Consider the following 24845-nt stretch of genomic DNA (forward strand, 5'->3'; position numbering starts at 1 on the left):
GTGGAAGCGGGCATCAGCCCGCCCCTTTAGCGCTGCGTCGGCCCTCGACGGCGCAGGAAGTTAGCCGGTCTCTTTGACGCCCGCATCGAGAATGCGCTTGTAGAAGCCAATCTCGTTGATGATCGCCTTTCCGCTATTGGCTCGCAGCAGTGCCATCTGCTGCTGCGCGCGCGCCGTGTCGCCTCGTTTCGCCGCGACGTAGCCCAAGAGCATCCACGGATAGCCTGCGCTCGGATCGATCTGGGTGGACCAGGTCGGCGCGTGCGCACTCAGGTAGGCGTAGCCATTGTCATATCGGCGCTGTGTGGACACCGCATCGGCGGACAAGGGGACTTCATAGAGCTGCGGAAACACCTGCGTGACCGTACCGGGATAGAAATTTGGATTGGGCGTGTTCTCGGCATCCGCGACATAAAAGATCGAGCCATCGGATCGGCCCTGAATTCCCGCGGCAACCGATGCGGCAACCCGGTTGTAGTAACTTGCATCCGCATCGCCCAGCGCTTTGAGTGCGTTGGAAAAATCGACCAGCCCCCGATAATTTTCCGTATTGTCTTCCGTGTAGGCGATGCTTGACGGCGTAAAGCTGGCGCAATAGGTCGGATGGGTCGGCGGCGCGTAGTCTTGCCGGAAGACCGAGATCAGGCCGTTCGGCTTTTGCGGGGCAGCCAGATTCGCATACGCGATGGACTTGAGAGCTGGCAGGTTGCGCCGAAACCATTCGATGTCGCCAGTGACTCTCATGTACTCGGATGCCAGCGACAGGAATGTCGACGCATACGAATCGTTGGAGTCGGCGGGACACTGGATCGGGGAATTCAGATCGCCACCAAACTTGACGTCGTTGATGGTGTAGTTCGCAGGGCTGACGTTCCGGATATACAAGTCCATGTAAGTCCGAACTTCATTGGGACGGTCCTTGATGAAGGCGAACAGGCCGATATTCGCAAAATACCAATTGAGCCAGTTGCTGCCAACGCCAACCTGATAGGCGCCGGCAAAGGGGCCCGTGGTAATTTTCAAGGCATCCAGATTGGCGAGGATATCGAAGCCCGAATTCACCTGCGCGACCTGACGGGTGGGGGCCGCGGCAGTCGATTCTGCAGGGTCACCATCGCCGCCACAACCGGCTACGGTCAGCACAAGAGCGGTCAACAGAACCGTTCCCTTGGCGGGAAGGTCATGCAAAGGGTGTAGAGATTTCACTTCCATACTTGGATTGCTTGATTGATGTAAATCGGGGTTCGCCGAGCGCACGATGGGTGTGCGTGCATAGGGACGCTGCCCCAAGGCGTCAAACGCCAAGGGAGCGCTTCGCTGTTGCCAACTGTTACAAGCGGAGAAAAGCGCGGGGGCAGTCGAGGTCACCCTGCGCTAAACAGCACAGGAGAATGGTTGATCACTTGCCTAAGAAAACACCTTGGATCGAGCGCGCAAAGCGACGCTTACCACGCGTGCATTGCTCGTCGCCAGGCTGAAAAGGCAGCGCAGGATATTACCGCAGGGCGATGGCGCCTGATGCCCCCAAAAAAACGGTGCAGGCGGCGTAAGCCGCGCTGCACCGGCAAACACCCGACTGTCCGGCAGACGGGTCCCAGAGCGATATCAAACTACCAATCAGGCCGCCAGCTGCGCGGGCTGACAGACGCGCAGCAGCGTCTGGAGCCGTGCGCGGTCGAGGTTGCGGCCGATGAAGACGAACTTGCTCTCGCGTGGGCGCGCGTCCCACGGGTCGGCCGGATGGAAGTCCATCAGCCGGTGCACGGCTTGCAGCACGTGGCGGCGGTCGTCGTCCTGCACGGCGACGATGCCCTTCATGCGGAAGACATCGTCGCCCTGCGCGGCCAGCAGGGCCTTGAGCGCGTGTTCCAGGCGCTGGCGGTCGAACGGGGTTTCGAACAGCAGCGAGACGGACGTCACCGACGGATCATGGCGATGGGCGTGGGCGTCGTCGTCAGCGTGGCCGTGCTCGCAGGTCTCGTCGCACACATGATCGTGATCGTGGTCATGGTCGTGCCCCGCGTGCAGGTCGTCCGCCGGCAGCGTGGCCACGCCGGGCGTGAAGCCGCCGATGCCGAGGATGCGCGACAGATCCACCTGGGCGTGGTTCGAGCGCAGGATCTGTGCGCCCTCGTTCAGGTGATGGAGTCGCGCCGCCAGCGCGTCGAGCTGCTCGGCGCTAACCAGATCGGACTTGTTCAGGATGAGGCGGTCCGCCGCCACGATCTGGTCGACCGCCTGGTTGTCGAAGCCGGACAGCTGTGGGTCATCCAGGTGCGACTCGATGTGCACCGCGTCCACCAGCGTCAGGATGCCGTCGAGCGTCACCTGCTTCGCCACGTCGTTGTCCATGAAGAAGGTTGCCGCCACCGGCGTGGGGTCGGCCAGCCCGCTGGTTTCCACGAGGATATGGTCGAAGCGCTCCGGCTGGGCCAGCAGCTTCTGGAGAATCCGCACGAGGTCGGTCCGCACGTCCACCACGCAGCAGATGCAGCCGTTGGTCATCTGGTAGATCTCCTCGTCGGAGGTCATCACCAGGTCCGAATCGACATCCACCTCCCCGAACTCGTTCTCGATCACCGCGATGCGGTGGCCGTGCTTCTGCGTGAGGATGTGGTTGAGCAGCGTGGTCTTGCCGGCGCCGAGAAAGCCGGTAAGGATGGTCACGGGCACGGGCGTGGCTTGCGGGAAGGTCATGATGTCTCCTGGGTGGGAAAGTCGGAATGCACGGCGGCGAGCGTGGCGCGCATGCCGCGCCAGCGCGAGACCAGCCCCGCGTGCTCCACGCCGAACAGATCCAGCACACGGCCCACGGTATGGCCGACGATGTCGTCCACGCTCTGCGGATGGGCGTAGAACGCCGGCACGGGCGGCATGACGATGGCGCCCATCTCGGTCACCGTGGTCATGTTGCGCAGGTGGACGAGGTGCAGCGGCGTCTCGCGCGCCAGCAGCACCAGCCGGCGGCGCTCCTTGAGCATCACGTCCGCCGCGCGGGTGACGAGGTTGTCCGCCACACCGGTGGCGATGGCGGCCAGCGTGCGCATCGAGCAGGGCGCCACCACCATGCCGTCGCAGCGGAATGAGCCGCTCGCCACGGTCGCGCCGATATCGCGCACGTTGTGCACCACATCCGCCAGCCGCTCCACCTCGGGCCGCTGCATGCCGAGTTCGTGATGGATCGTCAGCAGCCCGGACGGCGAGCAGACCAGATGCGTCTCCCAGCCCTCCGCCGTGCCAAGCGCCTGGAGCAGCCGCACGCCGTAGGCCGCGCCGCTGGCCCCGGTGATGGCCACGACGAGCCGGCGCGGGGCGCTCATGGCCGGGCCTCCCCAGCTTTGGCAGCCAGGGCTTGCAGCACCTGCTCGGGCCGGATCGGATAGTGGCGGAAGCGTACCCCGATGGCGTCGTACACCGCGTTGGCGATGGCCGGGCCGATGGCGACGATCGGGTCCTCGCCCACTCCCTTGGCACCGAACGGCCCGCCCGGGTCCGGCGCGGCTTCCAGCAGGATCGTGTGGATCGGCGGCATGTCCATCGCCAGCGGCATCTTGTAGTCCACGAAGTTGGCATTGAGCGAGCGCCCGGTCTGCATGTCGATCTGGTAGTCCTCGTACAGCGTATGGCCGATGCCCTGCTGGATGCCGCCCTCGATCTGGCCCGCCGCCGCCACTGGGTGGATGACCTTGCCGATGTCGTGAACGGGCACCACCTGCGCCACGGTGATGAAGCCGGTCTCGGTATCGACCTCCACTTCCACGAAATGCGCGGCGAACGAGTACGACTTCGTCGGGTGATAGGTAGCGGTGCCGACGAACTGCGCAGCGGGCAGGCCCTTGCGCGGCATGACCGCCTCGCGCACGGTCAGCGTGGGGCCGGGGCGGTCGCGTACGGCAATCACGCCGTTGGCGATGTCGAGCTGCTCCGGCGTGGTCTCCATCTGTGCGGCAGCACGGGCCAACAACTGCGTCTTGATCTCGCCAGCGGCCATCTGCGCCGCGCGCCCGACCATATAGGTGGTGTGGCTGGCGAATGCGCCGATGTCCCACGGCACCACGTCCGTATCGCCATGGACCACGCTCACGCAATCGAAGGGGATGCACAACTCCTCCGCCACGATCTGCGCCAGCGCAGTGTGCGCGCCGGTGCCGAGCCCGGCGGCGCCGGTCAGCAGCACCACGGTGCCATCCTCGTTCATCTTGATGATGGCGTTGCCCTGCTCCTTGATGCCGGGGTAGGCGCTGCTGCCGTGCATCTCGCAGCCCACGCCCCAGCCGCGTCGGATCACGCCCTGCTGCTGGCGCGTCTCCGCGCGCCGCTGCGCCCAGCCGGTGGCCTCGATGCCCTTGCGGATGCAGGCTTCCAGCCCGTGGCCGATCAGCGGATGGTTGGACGGTGCGATATCGCCCTCGCGCACCGCGTTGCGCAGCTTCAGTTCCGCAGGGTCCAGGCCGAGGTGGGCGGCGGCCTCATCCATCTGGATATCGAGCGCGTAGTAGGTCTGCACCACGCCGTAGCCCCGGAACGCGCCGGCGATGGGGCTGTTGGTGTAGACGCAGCGCCCCTCCAGTCGCACGTTCTCGCAGCGGTAGAGCGAGACCATCGCCGCGGTGCCGACGTTGGTCACGCCGGGCCCGTGCGAGCCATAGGCGCCCGAGTTGAACACCACCTTGGCCTCGCGCGCGGTGATCGTGCCGTCGTTGCGGAAGCCCTGGCGCAGCCAGACCCGCGCCGGGTGGCGCGTCCGGCCGCCGAGGAAGGTCTCCTCGCGTGTGTATTCCATGCGCACCGGGCGGCGCGTCTCGCGGGCCAGCAGCGCGCACAGGAACTCGCTCTGGAACAGGTCCTGCTTGGCGCCGAAGCCGCCGCCCATGTGATCCACCAGCACGCGCACCTTGTGCAGCGGCAGGCCCAGCACCTCGGCCATGATCCCGCGCACCATGAAGGCGGTCTGCGTGGAGATCCACACGGTCAGGTTGCCGTTGCCGTCCCATTTGCAAGTCAGCACGTTCGGTTCCATGTAGGCCGGGGTGGGGCGGCCGCCCTCGTAGACGCCTTCGAGGATGAAGTCGGCCGCGGCGAAACCCTTGTCCACATCGCCACGCTCGATCCGCACCGGCGGCAGCACGAGGTTGCCGCCAGGCTCGCGGTCGTGGATCAGCGGTGCGCCGGGCGCGGCGGCATCGTCCACGGTGAACACGGCGGGCAGCGGCTCGTACTCGACCTCGATCAGCTCGACGGCGCGCGCAGCAATCTCCTCGCTGATGGCGGCCACGACGGCCACGCCTTCGCCCCAGTAGCGCACCTTGTCGTCGAGGATGTACTGGTCGCAGGTGACCGAGGCCGAGCGCGGGTGCGGCGAGCCGGCATGCAGCACGCGCGGCACGTTCTCGTGCGTCAGCACGGCCTTCACGCCGGGCAGCGCCAGCGCGGCCGAGGCGTCGATGCGGCGGATGCGCGCATGGGCGATGTTGCTGCGCTTCATCTTGGCGTGGAGCAGGCCGGCGAGCGGCATATCGGCGACGTACTTCGCGTTGCCGGTGACCTTGTCGAGCAGGTCCGTGCGCTTGACGCTGTGTCCGATCACGGCGTGGGTCATCGCGTGGCCTCCGGTGCGTGGCGCAGGGCCTCGGCCGTCTGTTCGATGGCCTCGATGATCTTGGTGTAGCCGGTGCAGCGGCAGATGTTGCCGGCGATGGCGAAGCGGATTTCCTCGCGCGTGGGCTGGGGGTTCTCCTCCAGCAGCGCCTTGGCCATGACCACGAAGCCCGGCGTGCAAAAGCCGCACTGGGCCGCGCCGCAGCGCATGAACTGGTCCTGCACCGGGTGCACGGTGTCGGGGTCGGGCTGGATGCCCTCGATCGTGACCAGCGTGCAGCCGTGCGCCTCGGGCGCCAGCACCAGGCAGGCGTTGGTCGGCTTGCCGTCCATCAGGACCGTGCAGGAGCCGCATTCGCCCACGTCGCAGCCCTTCTTGGTGCCGGTGAGACCGGCGTCATAACGCAGGGCGTCGAGCAGCGTGCTGTGYGGCTCCACCGCGAGTTCGCGGGGCTCGCCGTTGATGGTGAGTGCGATGAGTTGGCGCATCAGTGGGTCTCCGTTTCCTGAAGGGCCAGTTCGATGGCACGGCGCGTCAGTACGCCCACCATCTCGCGGCGGTAATCGGCGCTGGCGCGCACGTCGCTGATCGGGCGGGCGTCTTCCATGGCCGCGTGCGCGGCCTGGAGGACCAGCCCGGCCGAGACGGGGCGGTCGCGCAGCATGGCTTCGGCGTGGACGGCGCGGATCGGCGTGGGGCCCACCGCCGCCAGCACGATACCGACGTCGAGGCACTGCCCGCGCTCCACCGTGATCGACACCGCCACGCCCACCGTGGCCAGCTCCATCTGCACGCGCCGACCATGCTTGAGGTAGGCCTTGCCGGTGTGGGGCCGGGGCGCCGGCACGGTCAGGCGCGAGACCAGTTCGTCGGCGGCCAGCGCGGTCTTGCCGGCGCCGGTGACAAAGGATTCCACCGGCATCGAGCGCGAGCCGGACAGGCCGTAGAGGTGCACCTGCGCACGGTCGGCAATCAGCGGCGCGAGCGTGTCGGCCGATGGCGACGCGCGGCAGACATTGCCCACCACCGTGGCGCGGTTGCGCACCTGGATCGAGGCGAAGTCGGTCACGGCGCGGGCCAGGCTGGCGTAGTGGCGCCGGGCGATGTCCGAGGTCTCGACCTCCCGCGTGGTGACCAGCGCACCGATGCGCAGGCCCTCCACGGCATCGAACGTCAGCACGTCCATCCCCGGGATCTTCTTGATGTTGATGACCTGCGCGGGCTGGCGGTGCGACTCCTTGATCTGCACGAGCAGGTCGGTGCCGCCCGCCAGCACGCTGGCGCGCCCGCCGCAGCGGTGCAGCAGCGCGGACGCTTCGGCAAGCGTGGCAGGTTCGAGATATTCAAACGCTCTCATCGTGGCTCCTGTGGGGCGGCGTGTCGGTGAAACCATGATGGTTGGCGCACGATCATCGGTAAATGCCCATAACCGGATTTATTGATCGTGTTACGCTCTGAATCGACCACCACACCACGCTTCAACAGAAAGCACGGGGGAGACATGGCCAACCTCAGCAACATGAACGTTTCGCTGCGGCAACTGCGCGCCTTTATCGCCGTTGCCGAGGAACTGCATTTCACGCGCGCGGCGGAGAAGCTCAACCTCTCGCAGTCGTCAGTCAGCGCCCTGATCCACGAACTGGAAGGCAACCTCGGCCTCAAGCTGTTCGACCGCCACACGCGGCTCATGCAGATCACCCAGGCCGGCGCCGAATTGCTGCCGATGGTCAAGAAGGCCGTGGCTGACATCGACAGCGTGCTGGAAAACTCCAACGAACTGCGCTCGCTGGGCCGGGGGCGGGTGTCGATTGCGGCGTCGTCGATCCAGGCGGCGCTGATGCTGCCGCGCTTTATCCGCGAGTTCTGCGTTGGGCATCCGGGCGTGAAGGTGGAGTTGCACGATGTGTCCGAGCACGAGGTGCCGCGCATGGTCAGCTCGGGCGAGGTCGATTTCGGTATCGGCACGATTCCGGAGGGCCAGCCGGACCTCACCGCGCACCGTCTCTCGTCGGATGCCTTCGTGATCGTCATGCCGCCGCATCACCCGCTGGCGCGGCGCCGGGAACTGACCTGGGAGGATGTGGCGAAGCTCCCGGTGATCGGCCCGCACCGAGGCAACCCGATCCGCGATTGCCTCGATGCGGCACTGGCGGCGCGCGGGATCACGCTGTCCCGCGTGCACGAAGTCTTCCTGCCGCTGACGATGGTCGGCATGGTCGATGCGGGGCTCGGCATCGCCGTGATGAGCACGGCGGTGACGCGCCTGACGTCAGCGCTGGGGCTGGTCACGGTGGCGCCGCGCGACCCGGCCATCCACCGTGACATCTCCCTGCTGGTGCATGCGGACCGCTCGCTTTCGCCGCCCGCCCAGTCCTTCCGCGACCTGCTGATGAAGCACAAGAAGGAACTGGGCGAGTAGGGCGCGTAAGTCCGATCAGGCGATCTTCTTCGCCATCATCTCCGGCGCCCCGGCAATCCCCCGGGCGTTGAACAGCAGGTTCAGCAGCACCGCGCAGAGCGTGCCGAGCAGGATGCCGTTCTGGCAGAACTTGGCCACCAGTTCCGGCAGCTGCACGAAGAACTTGTCCGCCACCAGCGGGATCATCCCCATGGCGATGCTGACCGCCACGATATAGGCGTTCTTCTTGTTCTCGACAAAATCCACATGGCCGAGGATGCGCACGCCGGTGGCCGCCACCATGCCGAACATCACCAGCGCCGCCCCGCCCAGCACGTACTGCGGGATCGACGCCGCGAAGAACGCCAGCTTCGGCAGGCAGCCCAGCACGATCAGCATGCCGCCCGCCGTGGCGCACACCCAGCGGCTACGCACGCCGGTCACCTGCACCAGCCCCACGTTCTGGGCGTAGGAGGTATAGGTGAAGGTGTTGAACACCGCCCCGACCAGCGCGCCCACGCCATCGGCGCGCAGCCCCCGTGCCAGGTCGTCCGGCGTGACGGGCCGCTCCACGATCTCCCCGAGCGCCAGGAACTGCCCCACGCCCTCGATCATGATCACCACCATCACCACGCACAGCGTGACCGAGGTCATGGCGTCGAAAGTCGGCCAGCCGAAGTGGAACGGCGTGATCAGCTCCACCCAGTGCGCCGTGTGCACGCCCGCGAAGCTGACCTTGCCCATCGACAGCGCGATGACAAAGCCCACCGTGATGCCAATCAGCACCGCGATATTGCACAGGAAGCCCTTGAAGAAGGCGATCATGACCAGTACGGTCAGCAGCACCGCCGCCGCGATGCCGAGGTTGGCGGGCAGGCCGTAGGCCGGATTCGGCACCGGGCCGGTCGGGCTGGCAATCGTCGGGTTGCCGCCCGCTGCCCAGTTGATGCCCACCCGCATCAGCGAGATGCCGATGATAAGCACCACGGTGCCGGTGACCACGGGCGGGAACCAGCGGATCAGCCGGCTGACGTAGGGCGCCGCCACGTAGGTGAACACGCCCGCCACCATCACCGCGCCGAACACGGCAGGCAGCCCGAGCGCGGGGTTGGAGCCGGTGGCGATGATCGGCGCGATGGCGGTGAAAGTGACGCCCATCATCACCGGCAGGCGGATGCCGATCTTCCAGATGCCGATGCTCTGGATCATCGTCACCAGCCCGCAGCAGAACAGGTCGGCGGCAATCAGGAAGGCAATCTGGTCCTTGGGCAGCTTCAGCGCGCCGCCGATGATCAGCGGCACGGCAATGGCGCCCGCGTACATCACGAGCACGTGTTGCAGCCCGAGCGCGGCCAGGCGCAGCGGGGGCAGGACTTCATCGACCGGATGCACGGGCGGTTTCCCGTGGGGGGCGTGGTGGGGGGTCATGCTGTCTCCTTGGTCTTCCAGGCCGGTCGCCGCATGATGGGTCGGAAGGGAGTCGCTGTAGCCGCCCCCCGTGGTCTGTGCCACGTCTTCCGCCACCTGCGTTGTCGTTATCGGGGCAGCATGCCAGCCACCGGTCAGTGGGTAAACAGGCGCCACGGATGAATCGATCGGCAAAGCCGATCAATCTGCCCCTACGGCGCGCTATCTAGGGGCTGGTGGGGGGTACGGCGGCGGGTCAGTGTTTTCCCGTATCGAGCCGCGCCAGCAGTGCCGTGGCGCGAGCCATGGCGGCGGGGTCGATGCGGGCACGGATGCCGTCGAAGGCCGGGCCGCGCGTGGCGTCCAGCCCCATGCGCGAGGTGGTGCCCACGCCGGACGCCGAGGGGTCGAGCGCGCTGCCGGGCAGGCCGTCCACCACCACTACATCCAGATGCGGCTGCAGGTGCGTGGCGATGGCCCACAGCACCTCCTCGTCGCGCGTGATGTCCACATCCTCGTCCACGGCGACCACGGTCTTCAGGTACGGGTCCCAGCCGAGCAGGCCGAGCATGACCTGCCGCGCCTCGCCGGGGCGCGACTGGCGCAGCGCCACGTAGGCGTGGAAGTGCGTGCCGGAACTCGGGTAGTGCACCGCCGTGACACCGGGAAAGCGCTCGCGCAGCTTCTCCACCATCTCCGACTCGCGCGGAATGCGTCCGAGGTTCAGGTGCTCGGCCGAATTGCCGCCGACCACATCGACCAGCCAGGCATCGCGGCGGCGCATCACCGTCTCCACGCGCAGCAGGTTATTGGTGGAGCGATCGGACGAATAGCCGGTGAACTCGCCGAACGGCCCTTCCTCGACGCGCGCCGACGGGTCGATCACCCCCTCCAGCACGATCTCGGCATGCGCGGGCACGGCGATGCCATAACGCGGCGTCCGTACCACCTCAAGCGGCGCACCGAACAGCCCGCCGGCCACGTGGCGCTCGTCCACGCCATAGGGCAGGCGCGCCGCACCGGCCAGCATGAACAGCGGATGGGCGCCGACCACCATCGCCACCGGCAGCGGCCTGCCAGCCTCCGTGGCGCGCTGGAGCATGCGCCACAGGTGCCCGCGCGAATGCAGGCTGGTGGCGATCTCCGTGGGCGAGTGCAGCATCGACCGGTGATAGCTGGCGTTGCCGATGCCGGTATCGGGGTCTTCGGCAATCAGGATGGCATTGGTGATGTACGGACCCCGGTCCGTGGCGAAGTGCCGGATCGCGGGAATCGTCGACAGATCGACCTGCTCCTGCACGATGTCCGTCACCGCGCCGCTCGGCAGCACGCGCGGCGGCTGCATGCGGCGGCTGCGCGCCTGGTACTCGGCATGGATGCCGGCCGGCGTGACCCCGCCGAGCATGCGCCCCACGCGCTCGCGCGAGGCGAACAGGTTGGTGACCAGCGGCGTGGCGAGGCCCGCCACGTTCTCGAACACGATGGCCGGATGGCGGTTCTGCGCGGCCAGTGCCCAGACCAGCGCGGTCGGGTCCTGGTCGGCGGCCACAGACTCGCGCACGGTCAGGACGTCGTCGGGATACGCCGCGCGGTACGCGGCCAGGAAGGTGTGGAAGTCTTGGGATGTGTCATCGAACCCCGCCGAAGATGGCGAGGATGATGTCGTTGAGGCAGTCATGGCATGGCTCCGCTTGGGTACAGGCTGGTACAACCATCGGGAGTCCGTTGCCGCGCGCGGGCGGGGCCGGGGAGGGCGGCCCGCGCGTGACCAGACGGATGTCAGGATCGAGCGAGGGTCAGGGCGACGTCAGCGCGTGCTGGCGTAAGTGTCCTTGAGCCGCGCCTGTGCTTCCTCCTGGGTCTTGGGCGGCGCGGTCGGCTCGATGCCGACCAGCCGGGCGATGTTGTTGCCCATGTAGCCCTCCAGCCCGTCCTCGTCCAGGTCCATGCCCTGCGGGGCGGGCCCGCACAGCATTTCCAGCTCGCGCAGCCACATGCCGGGCTCGTTGGGCGGCGTATCCGTGCCGAACACGATCTTGTTGCGCGGCAGCTGCCGGGCGAACTCGACAATGCGCGACTGGAAGCACCAGCCGGACTCGCAATACACGTTCGGCGTGTCCATCGCCATCCAGAACGCCTCGAACGAGTAGTTGCCGCCGGTCTGGATGCCGAAGTGCCCGATGATGAAATTGACCATGGGGAACTCGCGGATCACCGGGTAGAACATCGTCGGAATCGTGTACGGGCCATCGCCGGTATGGATCAGCACCACGATGTTGTACTTGGCGCAGACCTTCATCGCCGGGCGCAGCCAGTCCAGCGCGCGGTCCGGCCGGTAGCCGTGCATGTTGGCGTGCAGCTTCAGCATCTTGAAGCCGTATTCCTTGATGTGGAACTCCAGCTCCTGCGCGCCTTCCTCCGGGCCCCAGCGCGGGTTGAAGGTGAAGTTGCCGATGAAGCGGTCCGGGTACTTCTGGCACAGGCTGGCCACGTAGGCCATGTAGTCGCGGATGCCTTCGCGGCCGCGGCGGTTGCCGTCGCGGTAGCCGGTGTTGCCCGGCGGCGGCTGGATAAAGCCCATGTCGATGCGGCGCGGCTTGCCGTTGATCATGTAGGGGCCGTCCATCATCTTGAGCAGGCGCTCGCCGGTGAAGGGCTCGCCGGTGTGGCGCCAGGCTTCGTCGACGAGGTTGGTCGGGTGCAGGTGGGTATCGATAATCATGTGTGGCTCCGGGTGCGGAATCAGGCGGCCAGGCGGGCGCGGGCTTCCTCGAGCGTGCGCGGCACGGGCGTGGGTTCCAGGCCGATCATGCGGGCGACGTTGTTGCCGAGGTAGTCCTCGAGCGTGTCCTCGTCCAGGTTCAGGCCCTGCGGCGGCTCGAAGCAGAGCACCTCCAGCAGGCGCAGCCACATGCCGGGCTCGTTGGGCGGGGTATCGGAGCCGAAAAGGATCTTGTGCTTCGGCAGCACCTTGGCGAACTCGACGATGCGCGACTGCAGGCACCAGCCGGACTCGCAATACACGTTCGGCATGTCCATGGCCATCTGGAACGGCTCGAAGCAGTACACCCCGCCGGTCTGCACGCCAAAGTGGGCCATGATGAAGTTCACGGTCGGGAACTCCTTCATCATCGGCACCCACTCGGTGGGAATGCTGTACGGGCCGTCGCCGGTGTGCAGCTTGACCAGCACGCCCAGCTCGGCGCACTTCTGCAGCGCCGGGCGCAGCCAGTCCAGCGCGCGGTCGGGCCGGTAGGCGTGCATGTTGGCCTGGAACTGGACCATCTTGAAGCCGAGCCGCTTCACGTAGTGCTCCATCGCGTTCACGCCGTTCTCCACGCCGCAGCGCGGGTTGTAGACGTAGCAGCCGATGAAGCGCTCCGGGTACTTCTCCACCATCTCGCGCGTGTAGCCCATGTACATGTCGATGGACTCCGCGCCGCTGCGCTCGCCGTCGGTGTACGTGTAGATGGTGTTGCCCTGGGGAGGCTGGATGAAGGCCTTGTCGATGCGGCGCGGCTTGCCGTTGATGGTGAACGGACCGTCCATCATGCGGATCAGGCGTTCGCCCGTGAACGGGTCGCCGTCATGCCGCCAGGCCAGGTCGACCAGGTTCGTCGGATAGCAACTGGTGTCGATGATCATTGAGATCCCCTAACGATGACTCAGGTGGAAGACGTGCATGCCGGCGTTCGGGGACGCTGGTCATGCCGCTTGCGGGAGTCGTGTCAGGGGCGGGTGCGGCTGGATGCATGGCGCCACTGACGAACGACTCCGTCAGTGAGCAATCTCCAGTTGAACGGGGCGGCGTTGCGCCGCTGGTGTCCAATCGACCGCTTATACCCACGCGTTCGTTATACAGGATAGCCGGCGCCGCGGCGGCATTGATCTGGAACGCAGATCCATATATCGGCCGGGCCGATGAAGCTTATGCGAAACAATTCGTTCGGGCGCGGGGAACGCTTTCTTAGGATGGCGCTCCTTCCCGTCAAAAACGAGCGACGCGCATGACAACAAGAACAGCAGCTCCCCGAACCCCCGTCAGCCGGTTCCCGCAGTTCCGCCGATCGGCCGCCTGCCTGGCCGCGCTGGCCCTGGCCACCCTGGCGGCTGGCTGCGGCAGCGACGGCGACAGCGCCGCCCAGACCCCGGTGGCCACCACGCCGCCGCCCACGGTCCAGAAGAAGCCGAACATCATTTTCATCATGGCCGATGACCTCGGCTATTCGGACCTCGGCGCCTTCGGCAGCGAGATCCGCACGCCCAACCTCGACGCGCTGGTGAAGCAGGGCCGCATCCTGGCCAACCACCACACGGCGGCGGTCTGCGCGGTCACGCGCTCGATGATCATCTCCGGCACCGACCACCACCTGGTGGGCGAGGGCACCATGGCCACCAGCGATGTCAACTACATCGACGAAAACGGCAAGCCGGTGCCCGGCTACGAGGGCTACCTGAACGACCGCGCGCTCTCCATCGCCCAGCTGCTCAAGGACGGCGGCTACCACACCTATATGGCCGGCAAGTGGCACCTGGGCAGCGGTCTGCCCAACGCCACCAACCAGGGCGCGGCGGTGGGCGCCAGCTCGCCGGGGCAGACGCCGGTCTCGTGGGGCTTCGAGAAGAGCTACGCGCTGCTGGGCGGCGGCGGCGACCACTACGGCCGCAACGGCAGCACGGCCTATGTGGAGGACGACCACTACGTCACGCCGAACACCACCAACTTCTTCTCTTCGGACTTCTACACGTCCACGATCATCAAGTACATCGATTCCAGCACCGGCAAGAACGCGGACGGCAAGCCGTTCTTCGCCTACCTGACCTACCAGGCGCCGCACTCGCCGCTGCAGGCCCCGGCGGCCTATATCGACCGGTACAAGGGCGTCTACGATGCTGGCTACGAGCCGATCCGTGCGGCGCGGCTGGCGCGCCAGAAGGCGCTCGGGCTGATTCCGGCGGACTTCACGCCGAACCCGGGCCGGGACGAGACGGTGGCCGTCACCCCGCGCACCGCCAACTGGGGCACGGCGCAGGCCAACTACGTGACGTCGACGAACAGCGCGGCGCAGGGCGGGGTGGACACCCGCGTGATGAACGCCAACAAGAAGTGGGATAGCCTCACCGCCGACGAGAAGCGCGCCCAGGCCCGCTACATGGAGATCTTCGCGGCGATGGTCGAAAACCTCGACGACAACGTCGGCCGGCTGGTGGCCCACCTCAAGGACATCGGCGAGTACGAGAACACGCTGATCGTGTTCCAGTCCGACAACGGCCCGGAAGCCAGCTACTACGAGTTCAGCGGCAACTACGACCAGAACTACGACGCCAAGAACGCGGCGGCGGCGGTCTACCCGACGCTGGGCACCACCGCCTACACGGGCAGCAGCAATCTCGACTACGGCCAGCGCTGGGCGGAAGTCAGCGCCACGCCGTTCCGGCTCTGGAAGTCGTTCCCGGCCGAGGGCGGGCATTCGGTGCCGACCATCGTCAAGCTGCCGGGCGCGGTGCCTGCGGCGCAGTCGCCGCAACTCAACGCCTTCACCCACGTGGTGGACCTGGCGCCCACCTTCCTTGAGCTCGCCGGCATCGCCGCGCCCAGCACGCCGGCCGCGCCGCTGTACGACGCCAAGGGCGTGAACCGCAACGCCGGCAAGGTCGTGTACGACGGGCGCAATGTCTACCCGATCAGCGGGCTGTCGCTGGTGGCCACGCTGCAGGGCAAGGCCACGGCACCGGCACGTACCACCTTCGCCGAGGAGCTGTACGGCCGCACCTATGTCTATAGCGACAACTGGAAGGCCACGTGGATCGAGCCGCCGTTCGGCCCGGCCCATGGCGAGTGGACGCTCTACGACATCCGCGCGGACCGTGGCGAGACCAACGACCTCGCCGCCCAGCGTCCGGACGTGCTGGCGGACCTCAAGGCCAAGTGGAACGATTATGCGAAGGCGGTCGGCGCGGTATTGCCGAAGGTGCCGGGCATGATCTACTGAGGCGGCGGCGACCATGCGTATTGCATCCCGGCCGCTGGCGGCGGTCGCCGGCTTGGCCTTCGCTGCGGGGCTGGCCGTCACGGTCGGCGTGCGCGCGGTGCCGGCCATCACCGGGACTACCGCCTCGCCGCTCGGCAGCGCGCGCCAGTGCCAGACATACGCCGGCCTGCCGGACGGCTGGCGCCGGGAGCGCACCGCCGGCATGGTCCACGTGCGCGGCGGCAGCTTCGTACCCGGCACCACGCTCGGCTACCCGGACGAGCGCCCCGCCGGCACGGCGCGCGTGGGCGCCTACTGGATCGATCGCACCGAAGTCACCAACGCCCAGTTCGCCGCCTTCGTGCAGGCCACCGGCTACGTCACGGACGCCGAGCGTGCCGGCGAGGCCGTGATCTTCCACAAGCCGAGCGATGCCGAACTCCAGCAGCGCCCGTACGCGTGGTGGTCGATGGTGCGCGGCGCGGACTGGCGGCATCCGGGCGGGCCGGCCACCGACGTCGCCGGCAAGGACAACCAGCCGGTGACGCTGGTCACGCAGGCCGATGCGCGCGCCTACGCGCAATGGCTCGGCCGCGACCTGCCCACCGAGGACGAATGGGAGTTCGCCGCCAAGGCCGGGCAGGACGGCGCCGGCCTGGAAACCGCGCCGAAGACCCCGGACGGCACGCCCACCGCCAACTACTGGCAAGGCGTGTTCCCGGTGCTCAACACCTCGCAGGATGGTTTCGACGGGCTGGCGCCGGTCGGCTGCTACGCGGCCAACGCGTGGGGGCTGCACGACATGATCGCCAATGCCTGGGAATGGACCGCCGACCCGTACACCGGCCCGCGCCAGTCGCACGCCAACGGCGACACGGCGGCGGTGGCGGCGGCCACCTCGCGCCAGCGGCGCGACGCCCGCACCGCCGTGATCAAGGGCGGCTCGTTCCTGTGCGCGCCGGATTTCTGCGTCCGCTACCGCGCCTCGGCCCGGGAACCCGCCGAGCGTGACCTGCCGACCTCGCACATCGGGTTCCGTACGGTGCTGCGCGATGGCTGACCGCTTGGGGCGATTCGCCCTCTCCATATTGCTGGCGATGATCGCCGTCACCGCCCGGGCGGACGATGCCCCGCGCGTGGTGCGCCTTGGCGTGGCGACGGACACCGACCGCGCGCTGATCGAGGCAGCGGCGCCCGCCGGCCTCGCTCAAGGCGTGCGGCTCGAAGCCGTGGCGTTTGCCGATGCCGGCAAGGCCGCCGCCGCGCTGGCCGCCGGCCAGATCGACGGCTCCGTGGCGCAGGACGCCCAGGTGGTGGCCGCCAACCCGCAGGTCTGCGCCGCCGGCTACACGGTGACTTATCCGATGGGCCTGTACGCGCAGCAACTCGCCGCGCTGCGCGAGGTGCCGGTGGGCGGCGTGGTGGCGCTGCCGGCGGACCGCGCCGGGCAGGGGCGGGCCTTGCTGCTGCTGCAACGCTATGGGCTGGTGCGGCTCGATTCGGCGGCGGGGCTCACGCCGCGCCCGAAAGACATCGTCGATAACCCGCGCAAGCTGCGCTGGCACACGCTGCCGGCCGCGCGGCTGCCCGGCGCGCTGCGCACGAGCGCGCTGGTGGCCATGCCCTATGCGACGGCGGCCAGCGCCAACCTCGCCCCGGCGCGCGACGCCATCGGCATGGAAGACGCCCGCGTGCCCTGGGCCAATGTGCTGGCCGTGCGCGCTGCGGACTGTGGGGCGGGGTGGGCCGGGGCCACGGTGGCCGCGCTCCACGCCCCGGCTGTCAAGACCTTCATCCTGGCCCGATTCAACGATTCCGTGCGCCGGCCATGGTAGAGGGCGCCACGCTGTCGTTTGACTGCACGGCCTGCGGCAAATGTTGCAACTCGCCGCCGCTGATGAGCCTGCCGGAGCTGTTCCGCCATGCCGACCGCTTTATCGGCGCGCTGGCGCTGCGGCGCATCCGCCCGCCGGTGGCCGGCACGCGCCATGCCGTGGCGGGACGGGTGGTGGAGGTGGGGGAGGAAGACGTCGCGCAGTTCCACGCCATCGCCCGCCGGCAGGGCCATGCGCTGCCCGGCGGGGAATATCTGGTCCTGATGACGCAGGCCATCGACTATCCCTCGGCTGGCCGCTGCCCGGCGCTGGCCGACGACAACCGCTGCGCGATCCACGCCGACCGGCCCGCCACCTGCGCGATGGTCCCGCTCGACGCCTGGGTGCCCGACGGCCTGCAACAGGTGGCACTGGCCGCCAAGCAGCCCGGTGGCGCGCAGTATTTGGGTGCTGATTGCATCACTGTGGGGGCGTCCCGCCCGCTGGTGCAGGCGCGTGAGGTGGTGGATGCCGGCTATCGCGCCGCGCTGGCCCGCCGCCGCGACGCCGAGGCCGATGACAAGCGCGACTGGGGCGACGCGGTGTTTCGCCTGTTGCTGCCGGAATTGCTGGGTCCGCGCGGCGACCTCGCCGCGATCCCGCCGGACGGCCAGCGCACGCTGTCGCTGGCCCCCGTACTGGCCGTGCTGGCCGCCAATGGGGCGGATGCCCGGGCGCGCTGCCTAATATATATAGGGGCCCAGCGCGCCGGCATCGCCGCCAGCGTGGCCCGGGCCCTTGCCCGGCGCCAGCCTGCCGACAAGCCGACCACGGCCCTGCTGCGCGGCTTCGACACCGCACTGGCAGCGCTGGCCAGCCGGCTGGGTTAGCCGCAGCCGGGTCCGGGCGGTCAGGACGGTTCAGGGCTCGCGCGCCGCGTCCGGCGAGAGGCCCAGCACCCAGTCGCGGAAGGCATCCAGCGCGGGCGCGTGGGGGCCGTCCTCCGGATAGGCGAAGTAGTAGCCCTGGCTCACGTCGAGCACCCGTTCCACCGGAATCACCAGCTGGCCGGTCTCCAGTTCGCGCTCGATCAGCAGGCGCGGCGCCAGCCCGATGCCCAGCCCGGCCGCCGCGGCGGCCGTCATCATCGTAAACAGCTCATAGCGCGGCCCGCGCGCCGCCGCAACGCTGTAGTCCCAGCCCTGCACCGCGTACCAGTCGCGCCACGCCTGCGGGCGCGTGCTCAGGTGCAGATGGCGGCAGTGGGCGAAGCCCTCGGCATCGGCCAGCGCATGGACCGCCCGAAAGGCGGGGCTGCACACCGGCACCATGCCGCCTTCCCGGAAAATCACCCCGCCGCGCGTGCCCGGCCAGAACTGGTCGCCGAAGTAGATCGCCGCGTCGTAGGCGCAATCCTGGAACGAGAAGGGCTGGGAGCGGGCGCTCAGGTTGACCGTGATCTCGGGGTGCAGCCGGGCGAAATCCGGCAGGCGGGGAATCAGCCATTGCGTGGCGAAGGTCGGCACCACGGCCAACTCCAGCGTGTAGCCCTGGGTGCGGCCGGCGCTGATCTCCTGGGTGTCCCGTTCGATATGGTCCAGATGGCGCCGCACGCGCGCCGCGTACTCTCGCCCGGTTTCGGTCAACTCCAGCCGGCGCCGCACCCGGGTGAACAGCGCCACGCCGAGCCGCTGCTCGAGCAGCGCCACCTGCCGGCCGACGGCGCTCTGGGTGAGCGCGAGTTCGTCGGCGGCACGGGTGAAGCTGCCCAGCCGGGCGGCGGCCTCGAACGCGAGCAGCGCGTTCAGGTTGGGGATGTCCTTTCTCATGGCGGGCGGGGGCAGGGTGGGGCGGCAGGGGGAGAGTATAGCGACGCGGACATCGTGCGCGCGGCGCACAACGTTGTGAGCATTCGTCGCTTGTGACCCGCCCGGCGCTGCCGCTATGCTGCGGCGCAACCCCACCGTGACCACGTCCCCATGAATTCGAACATCGCCAAGCTGCTCAATGCCAACCTGGGCGCGGCCCGCGCCGCCCACCTGCTGACCCTGGTCACCATGCCCGAAGGGCTGCCGGCCGATATCGAGGGCCGCGCCACGCGCGCCGAGATCGCCCAGGCGCTCAACGTCGTGCTGTTCGGCGACATCCTGGACCGCGTGCCCACCGGCCGCGCCTACACGGACGACGTGGCCCGGGCCGGCGGCAAGGTCACCTTCGACCACGGCGCGCTGCGCACGGTGAAGTGGGCGAGCGGCGCGCTGCCCGAGGGCGAGGCCGCCTTCACGCGCATCCTGCGCCCGCTCGGCTACGTGCTGAACGGTACCTATCCGCTGGACCGCATCGGCATGACCGGCCGCTCGTACGCCCATGCCGACGCCCCCGAGCAGATCGCCCAGTTCTTCCTGAGCGAGTTCCACCCGGAGCGCGAGCGCTACGGCGACGCCTTCCGCGCCGCCGTGACCCGCGTGACCGAAGCCTCCATCGATCCGCTGACCCCGCGCGCCCAGACGCTGCTATGGCAACTCGAACGCGACGGCCGGCTGGCCGTGGCGGATGGTGCCGAACTGGTCGGCCTGCTAGCCCGCTGCTTCGCCCGCCAGCACCCGGCGCCGCGTCTGGAAGACTACGAGACCCTGCTCCAGGAATCGGCCGAAATGGCGTGGATCTCCACCGAAGGCAACGCCTTCAACCACGCCACCGACCGCGTGGCCGACGTCTTCGCCCTGGCCGACGCCCAGAAGGCCCTGGGCCGTCCGATGAAGGAAAAGGTCGAGGTCTCCGGCAGCGGCCGCGTCAAGCAAACCGCCTTCCGCGCCGACCCGGTGACGCGCGAGTTCGTGGGCGCTGACGGCGAGACGGTGACGCGCCAGGTGCCGGGCTCGTTCTATGAGTTCATCACGCGGGACAGCTTCGAGGAGGAAGCCGAGGCCCGCCGCAAGGTGGACCTCGGGTTTGACGCCGGGAACGCGCAGGGCATCTTCAAGATGACGGCGGCGGCCTAGGGGGCTACGGCGTAGAATCCAAGCCAAGCAGTACGGTACCCCTCCTCAAAAAAATCCAAAAGGACAAGATGAGAAACGCCTTCGCCCCCTGCCTGACCCTCCGCCTCACTCTCTGCGCGGCTGCCATCAGCCTGTCCAGCCTGTCCAATCTCACAGCACACGCGGCCACCCTGGCACCCGAAGCCGCGCAGCAGCAAGCGCAGGCGAGCTACCGCGAGTATCTGGATCTGCTGAACATCCCCAATGATTCGGTGGCGCCCGAAGATATCCGGCGCAACGTGGCCTGGCTCGAGCAGGCATTCCGCAAGCGTGGCTTCACGACCCAGCCGCTGGACAATGACGGCAAGCCGATGTTGTTTGCCGAGTATCCGGGCAAGCAGGCGTCGCGCAAGACCGTCCTGTTCTATATGCACCTGGACGGCCAGCCGGTCATCCCTTCCCAATGGGCCCAGAAGAGTCCGTGGAATCCTGTGCTGAAGAAGAAGGGCGCCAATGGCGATTGGGAGGAGATCGACGTCGCCAACCTGTTCTCGGGGGCGGTGGACCCGGAGTGGCGCGTCTTCGGCCGTTCCTCGTCCGACGACAAGGGGCCGATCATGATGCTGCTGGCGGCCATCGATGCGATGAAGGCGGCCGGCACCCAACCCGCGGTCAATATCAAGGTGATCCTGGACAGCGAAGAAGAGAAGGGTTCGCCCTCCATCGGCAAGGTGATGCAGGCCCATCGCGACCTGCTCGCCTGCGACGGCATGATCATCCACGACGGGCCCATGCACGCTACCAATCGCCCCACACTGATCTTCGGCAACCGCGGGGCAGCGAAGGCGAAGATCACCGTGTTCGGTCCGAAGGCGCCATTGCACAGCGGTCACTACGGCAACTACGCGCCGAACCCGGCGCTTCGGCTCGCGAGCCTGCTGGGTTCGATGAAGGACGAGAGCGGTCGCGTCACCATTCCGGGCTATTACGCCAAGGTCCGTCTCGGCGATGCCGAGCGCAAGATCATGGCTGCCGTGCCTGACGACGAGAAGGCGCTGAAGACCCGTATTGGCATCGCCCAAGCGGAGAAAGTCGGCGCCAATTATCAGGAGGCGCTGCAATACCCCTCGCTGAATGTGCGCGGCATGGCCGCCGCCGCGGTCGGTGACAAGGTCGCCAATATCGTGCCGGACAAGGCCGAGGCCGAACTGGATCTGCGTACCACGCCGGACTCCGATGCCGCGTACCTCGGCAAGCTGATCGAGCAGTACATCGTCAAGCAGGGCTACCACCTTGTGAAGGGCACGCCGACCGACGAGGAACGCGCGCGCTACGACAAGCTGGCGAGCTTCTCCTACCAGAGCGAAGGGGCGGATGCGGCGGGCTCGCCGATGGACTCTCCGGTCGCGAAATGGGCGTACCAGGGCATCACCGGCACCTTCGGCACGAGCCCGGAGCCCGTCCGCATCCGCATGATGGGTGGCACCGTGCCGACGGCGGAAATCGTGAATGTACTGAAAGTGCCGTTCGTGATCGTCCCGCTCGTCAACGCCGATAACAACCAGCATGCCGCGAACGAGAATCTTCGTCTCGGGAATTATGTCAACGGCGTGCGGACGCTCTACGGGCTGATGACGGCACCGTTCTGAGTCAGGCTTTCGCTACGGGGGGCGCTATCGATGGTCCCCCAGCACCGTCGCGCGCGTAAATTCCTCGATGTTGTCCAGCAGCGCATCGAGCGCCTCGCCGGCACCATCGACATCGCCGCGTGCAATCGCCGAGGCCACGGTGGCGTGCAGCTTCGACATCGTTGGCAGGTCCGCCGCCTCCTTGTAGTGGAGATACCAGAAGCGGCGCGACAAACCGTGCATCAGCCGCATCGACCCTTCGGCAAACTCGTTACGGGCGGCAACCAGACATARTTCGTTGAACTCCCGGTCCGCGCGCACAAAGGCGACGTCGTCGCCACTACGGGTTGACTGCTCGAATTCCTTCGCCAGGCGCTTGAAGTGATCGCGCTGCTCGGCCGTGGCGCGGCGTGCGGCGCAGCGGCAGATCAGTCGTTCCACTTCGCGGCGCGCCTCCAGCAGGCGAAGCTGCTTGGCCACGTCCATTGGCGCGATCAGCAGGCCGCGCTGCGGCAGCACCATGATCAGGTGTTCGCGCGCCAGGCGCTGGATCGCCTCCCGGATAGGCGTGCGGCCGATTCCCGTCATTTCGCTGAGCTGCAACTCCGACACCGAGCTGCCCGGCGCCAGCTTCATCGTCACGATCGCTTCTTCCACCTGCTCGTATGCCATGTCGGTCAGCTTGCCGCGCTGGCCTGGGGTCTCTTCAGGCTCTTGTACTGGCGCGGAACGGGCGCGCGTGGCGGGTTTTGAGGTCATGGCCGAGGTAGGATGCACGGAAAACCCATTGTATATGAGTCGTACGCATCTTCTGTACACGGTGGATTTCGCCCTTGCTTCCCGTCGGCTTTCTGCTACTATCCTACTAATATATTAGATGTGTACCGGAGGCGGCATGGCGAACGAGGATGTCGTTGTCGTGGGGAAGGGGCCGATTACCGTGGTCGCCGTACATGGTATTCAGGGCACGCGGGGCGCCTGGCTGTCGCTGGCACACCAGTTGGCCGATCAGTGCACGTTCATCCTGCCGAACCTGCCCGGGCGAGGGCGGGCAAGTTCGCCCATCAGCGAGCGCGACTGCTCGCTGGACGCCTACGCCCGCGTGTTGAGCCGGGCGATTGACACCCATGTCGACGGGCCGTTCGTGCTGGCTGGATGGAGCATGGGGGTCTCGGTGGCGCTGGCGTATCTGGCACAGGCGCGCACGATGACCGCCTGGCCGTTGCCCACCGAACTGCTGCTGGTCTCGGGCACGCCGCACCTCGACGCAGTGGCGTGGTTCACCCCATCGTCACCGGATGCGCTGCTGGCAGCCATCGCGGCACGCGAGCAACGGCTCGGGCTGCGCGAGGCAGCCGACCATCGCACCGTGGCGTGGACCTGGAACGCCATCCGGCGGACGGATCAGCGTGGCGAGTTGGCCCACATCGCGTGCCCGGCGCTTGTCATCCATGGCAGCGAGGACGCCGACTGCCCGCTCAGTCACGGCGCGATGCTGGCCGACGGGATCCCACGCGCCGAGTTGCTCGTCCTGCAGGGCGCCGGCCACAGCGTGCTGACCGAGCGGACCGACGCCATCGCCGCGTATCTGCGCCAGCAATGGCCCATGCCGCCGGCAGCGCAGGGACACAGAACATACCCACAGGAGACAGCATGAGAGTGGAGGACCTGATCTATTTCTGCGCACCAGCGCGCCTGATCATGGGCGCCGGCAGCCGTGCGCAGTTGCCGGCGCTGCTGCAGCGGCTCGGCTATCGCCGTGGCCTGCTGGTCACGGATACGTTCTTCACCTCTGCCACGCCATGGGTCGATGAACTCGTCGCTGCCGCACGCGCGCACGGCGTGGAACTGCTGATCTATGACGGCGGGCTGCCGGATCCCACGACCACGCTCTGCGACACCGCTACGGCAGCCCTCCGCGCGCAGCTCGACGGCGTGCCTGTCGATCACGTCATCGCCATCGGCGGCGGCAGCAATATCGATCTGGCCAAGGCGCTGTGCCTGACGCTCCCCGCCGGCAACCCGGTGCGGGATTTCATTGGCATGATCGACAGCGCCACCCCCATCCTGCCGATGATTGCGCTGCCCACCACCGCCGGAACGGGCTCCGAGGCCACGCCCGGGGCGATCCTCGTCGATCCGGAGAACGCCACCAAAGTTGCCGTCATGGACAACCGGCTGAGGCCCGCCGTGGCATTGATCGATCCCGAGTTCACCTACACCTGCCCGCCGCGCGTCACGGCCGATGCGGGCATCGATGCGCTGACGCACGCGGTCGAGTCATACCTGACGCTCGACTCCGCCCGTTTCGACCGGGGCGGGGACGCTGACCCCGGCTACAGCGGCCGCAATGCCCTGACGATGTTGTTCGCGCATGAATCGATCCGGCTGTGCAGCCGGTATCTGTTGCGCAGCTACCAGCGCGGCGACGACACCGAAGCGCGCATCGGCATGAGCCATGCGAGCCTCTATGCCGCGTTGTCATATGGCAGTGCCGGCCTGAACGCGGTGCATGGCATTGCCTATGCCGTCGCCGGGCTGACGCATCGCTCGCACGGCACGACCAATGCAGTGATGCTGCCTTACGTGCTCGACGCCCTGCGCGACGTGCGCAGTGACGAGATGCTTGCCGTGGCCCGCCTGTTTGGGATCGAAGACACCGACCCCGATTCGGCCGTGGCGCGCCTCCCCGTCCTGGTGCGCGATCTGGTCCGTGATCTGGGCATCCCCACAACCCTGCAGCAGTGCGGCATCGCGCAAGACGACCTGGCGGCGCTGGTGAAGGACGCCCTTGGCGTGACGCGCCTCGCCAAGGCGTTTCCCGTGCCGGACGTGCCGGCGCGCTATGCCGCCATCGTCCAGCATGCCTGGCACGGCGATCTCTCTGCCGAAGCCCCGCACATGGCCCCGCGCCGCGCGGCATAGCACGACATTTCCGATGGACCGAACGTTGCCGCTTCGCACGGCATGCCGTAAACCATAACTTGAACATCAGCGATGTCCAACTAATATATTACGAAAGCGCGCCGGCAAAGAGCGCGATTCA

The 24845-nt window shown here is 67.6% G+C and carries 21 protein-coding genes; 9 read left to right on the top strand and 12 right to left on the bottom strand.

The annotated features are described in order from the left end of the window. Positions 1-60: 60 nt before the first annotated feature. The 6 genes from AC1DEL_RS00925 to AC1DEL_RS00950 form a co-directional block, all read right to left on the bottom strand. Positions 61-1305: a glucosidase family protein gene (locus tag AC1DEL_RS00925; RefSeq protein ID WP_143093878.1), complete on the bottom strand. Its 1245-nt coding sequence runs from the start codon at positions 1303-1305 to the stop codon at positions 61-63. Between the two features lie 312 nt (positions 1306-1617). Further along, entirely contained in the window at positions 1618-2697 is a 1080-nt protein-coding gene (locus tag AC1DEL_RS00930; RefSeq protein WP_477125097.1) for a CobW family GTP-binding protein, read from the bottom strand. Beyond that, positions 2694-3320: a UbiX family flavin prenyltransferase gene (locus tag AC1DEL_RS00935; RefSeq protein ID WP_092293982.1), complete on the bottom strand. Its 627-nt coding sequence runs from the start codon at positions 3318-3320 to the stop codon at positions 2694-2696. The genes AC1DEL_RS00930 and AC1DEL_RS00935 overlap by 4 nt, the downstream gene beginning before the upstream one ends. Then, complete coding sequence (locus tag AC1DEL_RS00940) at positions 3317-5599, bottom strand: xanthine dehydrogenase family protein molybdopterin-binding subunit (protein WP_477105177.1); 2283 nt, start codon at positions 5597-5599, stop codon at positions 3317-3319. Before AC1DEL_RS00940 ends, AC1DEL_RS00935 begins: the two co-directional genes overlap by 4 nt. Then, entirely contained in the window at positions 5596-6087 is a 492-nt protein-coding gene (locus tag AC1DEL_RS00945) for a (2Fe-2S)-binding protein (RefSeq protein WP_092293978.1), read from the bottom strand. Before AC1DEL_RS00945 ends, AC1DEL_RS00940 begins: the two co-directional genes overlap by 4 nt. Next, on the bottom strand, positions 6087-6956 hold the full coding sequence (locus tag AC1DEL_RS00950; protein ID WP_477107402.1) for an FAD binding domain-containing protein: 870 nt from the start codon (positions 6954-6956) through the stop codon (positions 6087-6089). The genes AC1DEL_RS00945 and AC1DEL_RS00950 overlap by 1 nt, the downstream gene beginning before the upstream one ends. A 144-nt stretch (positions 6957-7100) precedes the next feature. Between AC1DEL_RS00950 and AC1DEL_RS00955 the strand changes: the two genes are divergently transcribed. Continuing rightward, positions 7101-8018 carry a LysR family transcriptional regulator gene (locus AC1DEL_RS00955; protein WP_092293974.1) on the top strand — a complete coding sequence of 306 codons (918 nt, stop codon included), beginning with the start codon at positions 7101-7103 and terminating at the stop codon, positions 8016-8018. Positions 8019-8033: 15 nt separating this feature from the next. Here AC1DEL_RS00955 and AC1DEL_RS00960 read toward each other — a convergent pair whose 3' ends face one another. The 4 genes from AC1DEL_RS00960 to AC1DEL_RS00975 form a co-directional block, all read right to left on the bottom strand. Then, positions 8034-9425 (bottom strand): nucleobase:cation symporter-2 family protein, encoded by a 1392-nt coding sequence (locus AC1DEL_RS00960; protein WP_092293972.1) that lies wholly within the window; start codon positions 9423-9425, stop codon positions 8034-8036. Between the two features lie 235 nt (positions 9426-9660). After that, positions 9661-11082 carry a UbiD family decarboxylase gene (locus tag AC1DEL_RS00965; protein ID WP_477125096.1) on the bottom strand — a complete coding sequence of 474 codons (1422 nt, stop codon included), beginning with the start codon at positions 11080-11082 and terminating at the stop codon, positions 9661-9663. A gap of 129 nt (positions 11083-11211) precedes the next feature. Further along, complete coding sequence (locus AC1DEL_RS00970) at positions 11212-12126, bottom strand: amidohydrolase family protein (protein WP_092293969.1); 915 nt, start codon at positions 12124-12126, stop codon at positions 11212-11214. Positions 12127-12146: 20 nt separating this feature from the next. Further along, positions 12147-13049 (bottom strand): amidohydrolase family protein, encoded by a 903-nt coding sequence (locus AC1DEL_RS00975; protein ID WP_092293967.1) that lies wholly within the window; start codon positions 13047-13049, stop codon positions 12147-12149. Between the two features lie 362 nt (positions 13050-13411). Between AC1DEL_RS00975 and AC1DEL_RS00980 the strand changes: the two genes are divergently transcribed. From AC1DEL_RS00980 to AC1DEL_RS00995, 4 genes are read left to right on the top strand one after another with little or no spacing between them, the layout of a single operon-like run. Then, complete coding sequence (locus AC1DEL_RS00980; RefSeq protein WP_477107405.1) at positions 13412-15397, top strand: arylsulfatase; 1986 nt, start codon at positions 13412-13414, stop codon at positions 15395-15397. 13 nt (positions 15398-15410) lie between these two features. Next, entirely contained in the window at positions 15411-16436 is a 1026-nt protein-coding gene (locus AC1DEL_RS00985; RefSeq protein ID WP_441591246.1) for a formylglycine-generating enzyme family protein, read from the top strand. Then, on the top strand, positions 16429-17211 hold the full coding sequence (locus tag AC1DEL_RS00990) for a MetQ/NlpA family ABC transporter substrate-binding protein (RefSeq protein WP_092293961.1): 783 nt from the start codon (positions 16429-16431) through the stop codon (positions 17209-17211). Before AC1DEL_RS00985 ends, AC1DEL_RS00990 begins: the two co-directional genes overlap by 8 nt. Beyond that, positions 17205-18080, top strand: coding sequence for a YkgJ family cysteine cluster protein (locus AC1DEL_RS00995; RefSeq protein ID WP_441644922.1), 876 nt, complete (start codon positions 17205-17207; stop codon positions 18078-18080). The genes AC1DEL_RS00990 and AC1DEL_RS00995 overlap by 7 nt, the downstream gene beginning before the upstream one ends. 30 nt (positions 18081-18110) lie before the next feature. On the opposite strand, the gene AC1DEL_RS01000 is transcribed toward AC1DEL_RS00995, so the two are convergent. Then, on the bottom strand, positions 18111-19019 hold the full coding sequence (locus AC1DEL_RS01000; RefSeq protein WP_477125095.1) for a LysR substrate-binding domain-containing protein: 909 nt from the start codon (positions 19017-19019) through the stop codon (positions 18111-18113). A 150-nt stretch (positions 19020-19169) separates the two neighbouring features. On the opposite strand from AC1DEL_RS01000, the gene AC1DEL_RS01005 reads away from it, so the two are divergent. Both AC1DEL_RS01005 and AC1DEL_RS01010 read left to right on the top strand, forming a co-directional pair. Beyond that, positions 19170-20192 (top strand): 2-oxoadipate dioxygenase/decarboxylase family protein, encoded by a 1023-nt coding sequence (locus AC1DEL_RS01005; RefSeq protein ID WP_477125094.1) that lies wholly within the window; start codon positions 19170-19172, stop codon positions 20190-20192. Between the two features lie 68 nt (positions 20193-20260). Beyond that, positions 20261-21820, top strand: coding sequence for a M20/M25/M40 family metallo-hydrolase (locus AC1DEL_RS01010; RefSeq protein WP_477107409.1), 1560 nt, complete (start codon positions 20261-20263; stop codon positions 21818-21820). Between the two features lie 24 nt (positions 21821-21844). Here AC1DEL_RS01010 and AC1DEL_RS01015 read toward each other — a convergent pair whose 3' ends face one another. After that, positions 21845-22558: a GntR family transcriptional regulator gene (locus tag AC1DEL_RS01015; protein WP_092294381.1), complete on the bottom strand. Its 714-nt coding sequence runs from the start codon at positions 22556-22558 to the stop codon at positions 21845-21847. 181 nt (positions 22559-22739) lie between these two features. Between AC1DEL_RS01015 and AC1DEL_RS01020 the strand changes: the two genes are divergently transcribed. Both AC1DEL_RS01020 and AC1DEL_RS01025 read left to right on the top strand, forming a co-directional pair. Further along, a complete protein-coding gene (locus tag AC1DEL_RS01020; RefSeq protein WP_255370785.1) occupies positions 22740-23456 on the top strand; it encodes an alpha/beta fold hydrolase in 717 nt (238 codons plus the stop codon). Further along, entirely contained in the window at positions 23453-24724 is a 1272-nt protein-coding gene (locus AC1DEL_RS01025) for an iron-containing alcohol dehydrogenase (protein ID WP_477125093.1), read from the top strand. The genes AC1DEL_RS01020 and AC1DEL_RS01025 overlap by 4 nt, the downstream gene beginning before the upstream one ends. Positions 24725-24845: the final 121 nt, after the last annotated feature.

The sequence above is a fragment of the Cupriavidus sp. 10L43_2 genome, assembly GCF_056395265.1.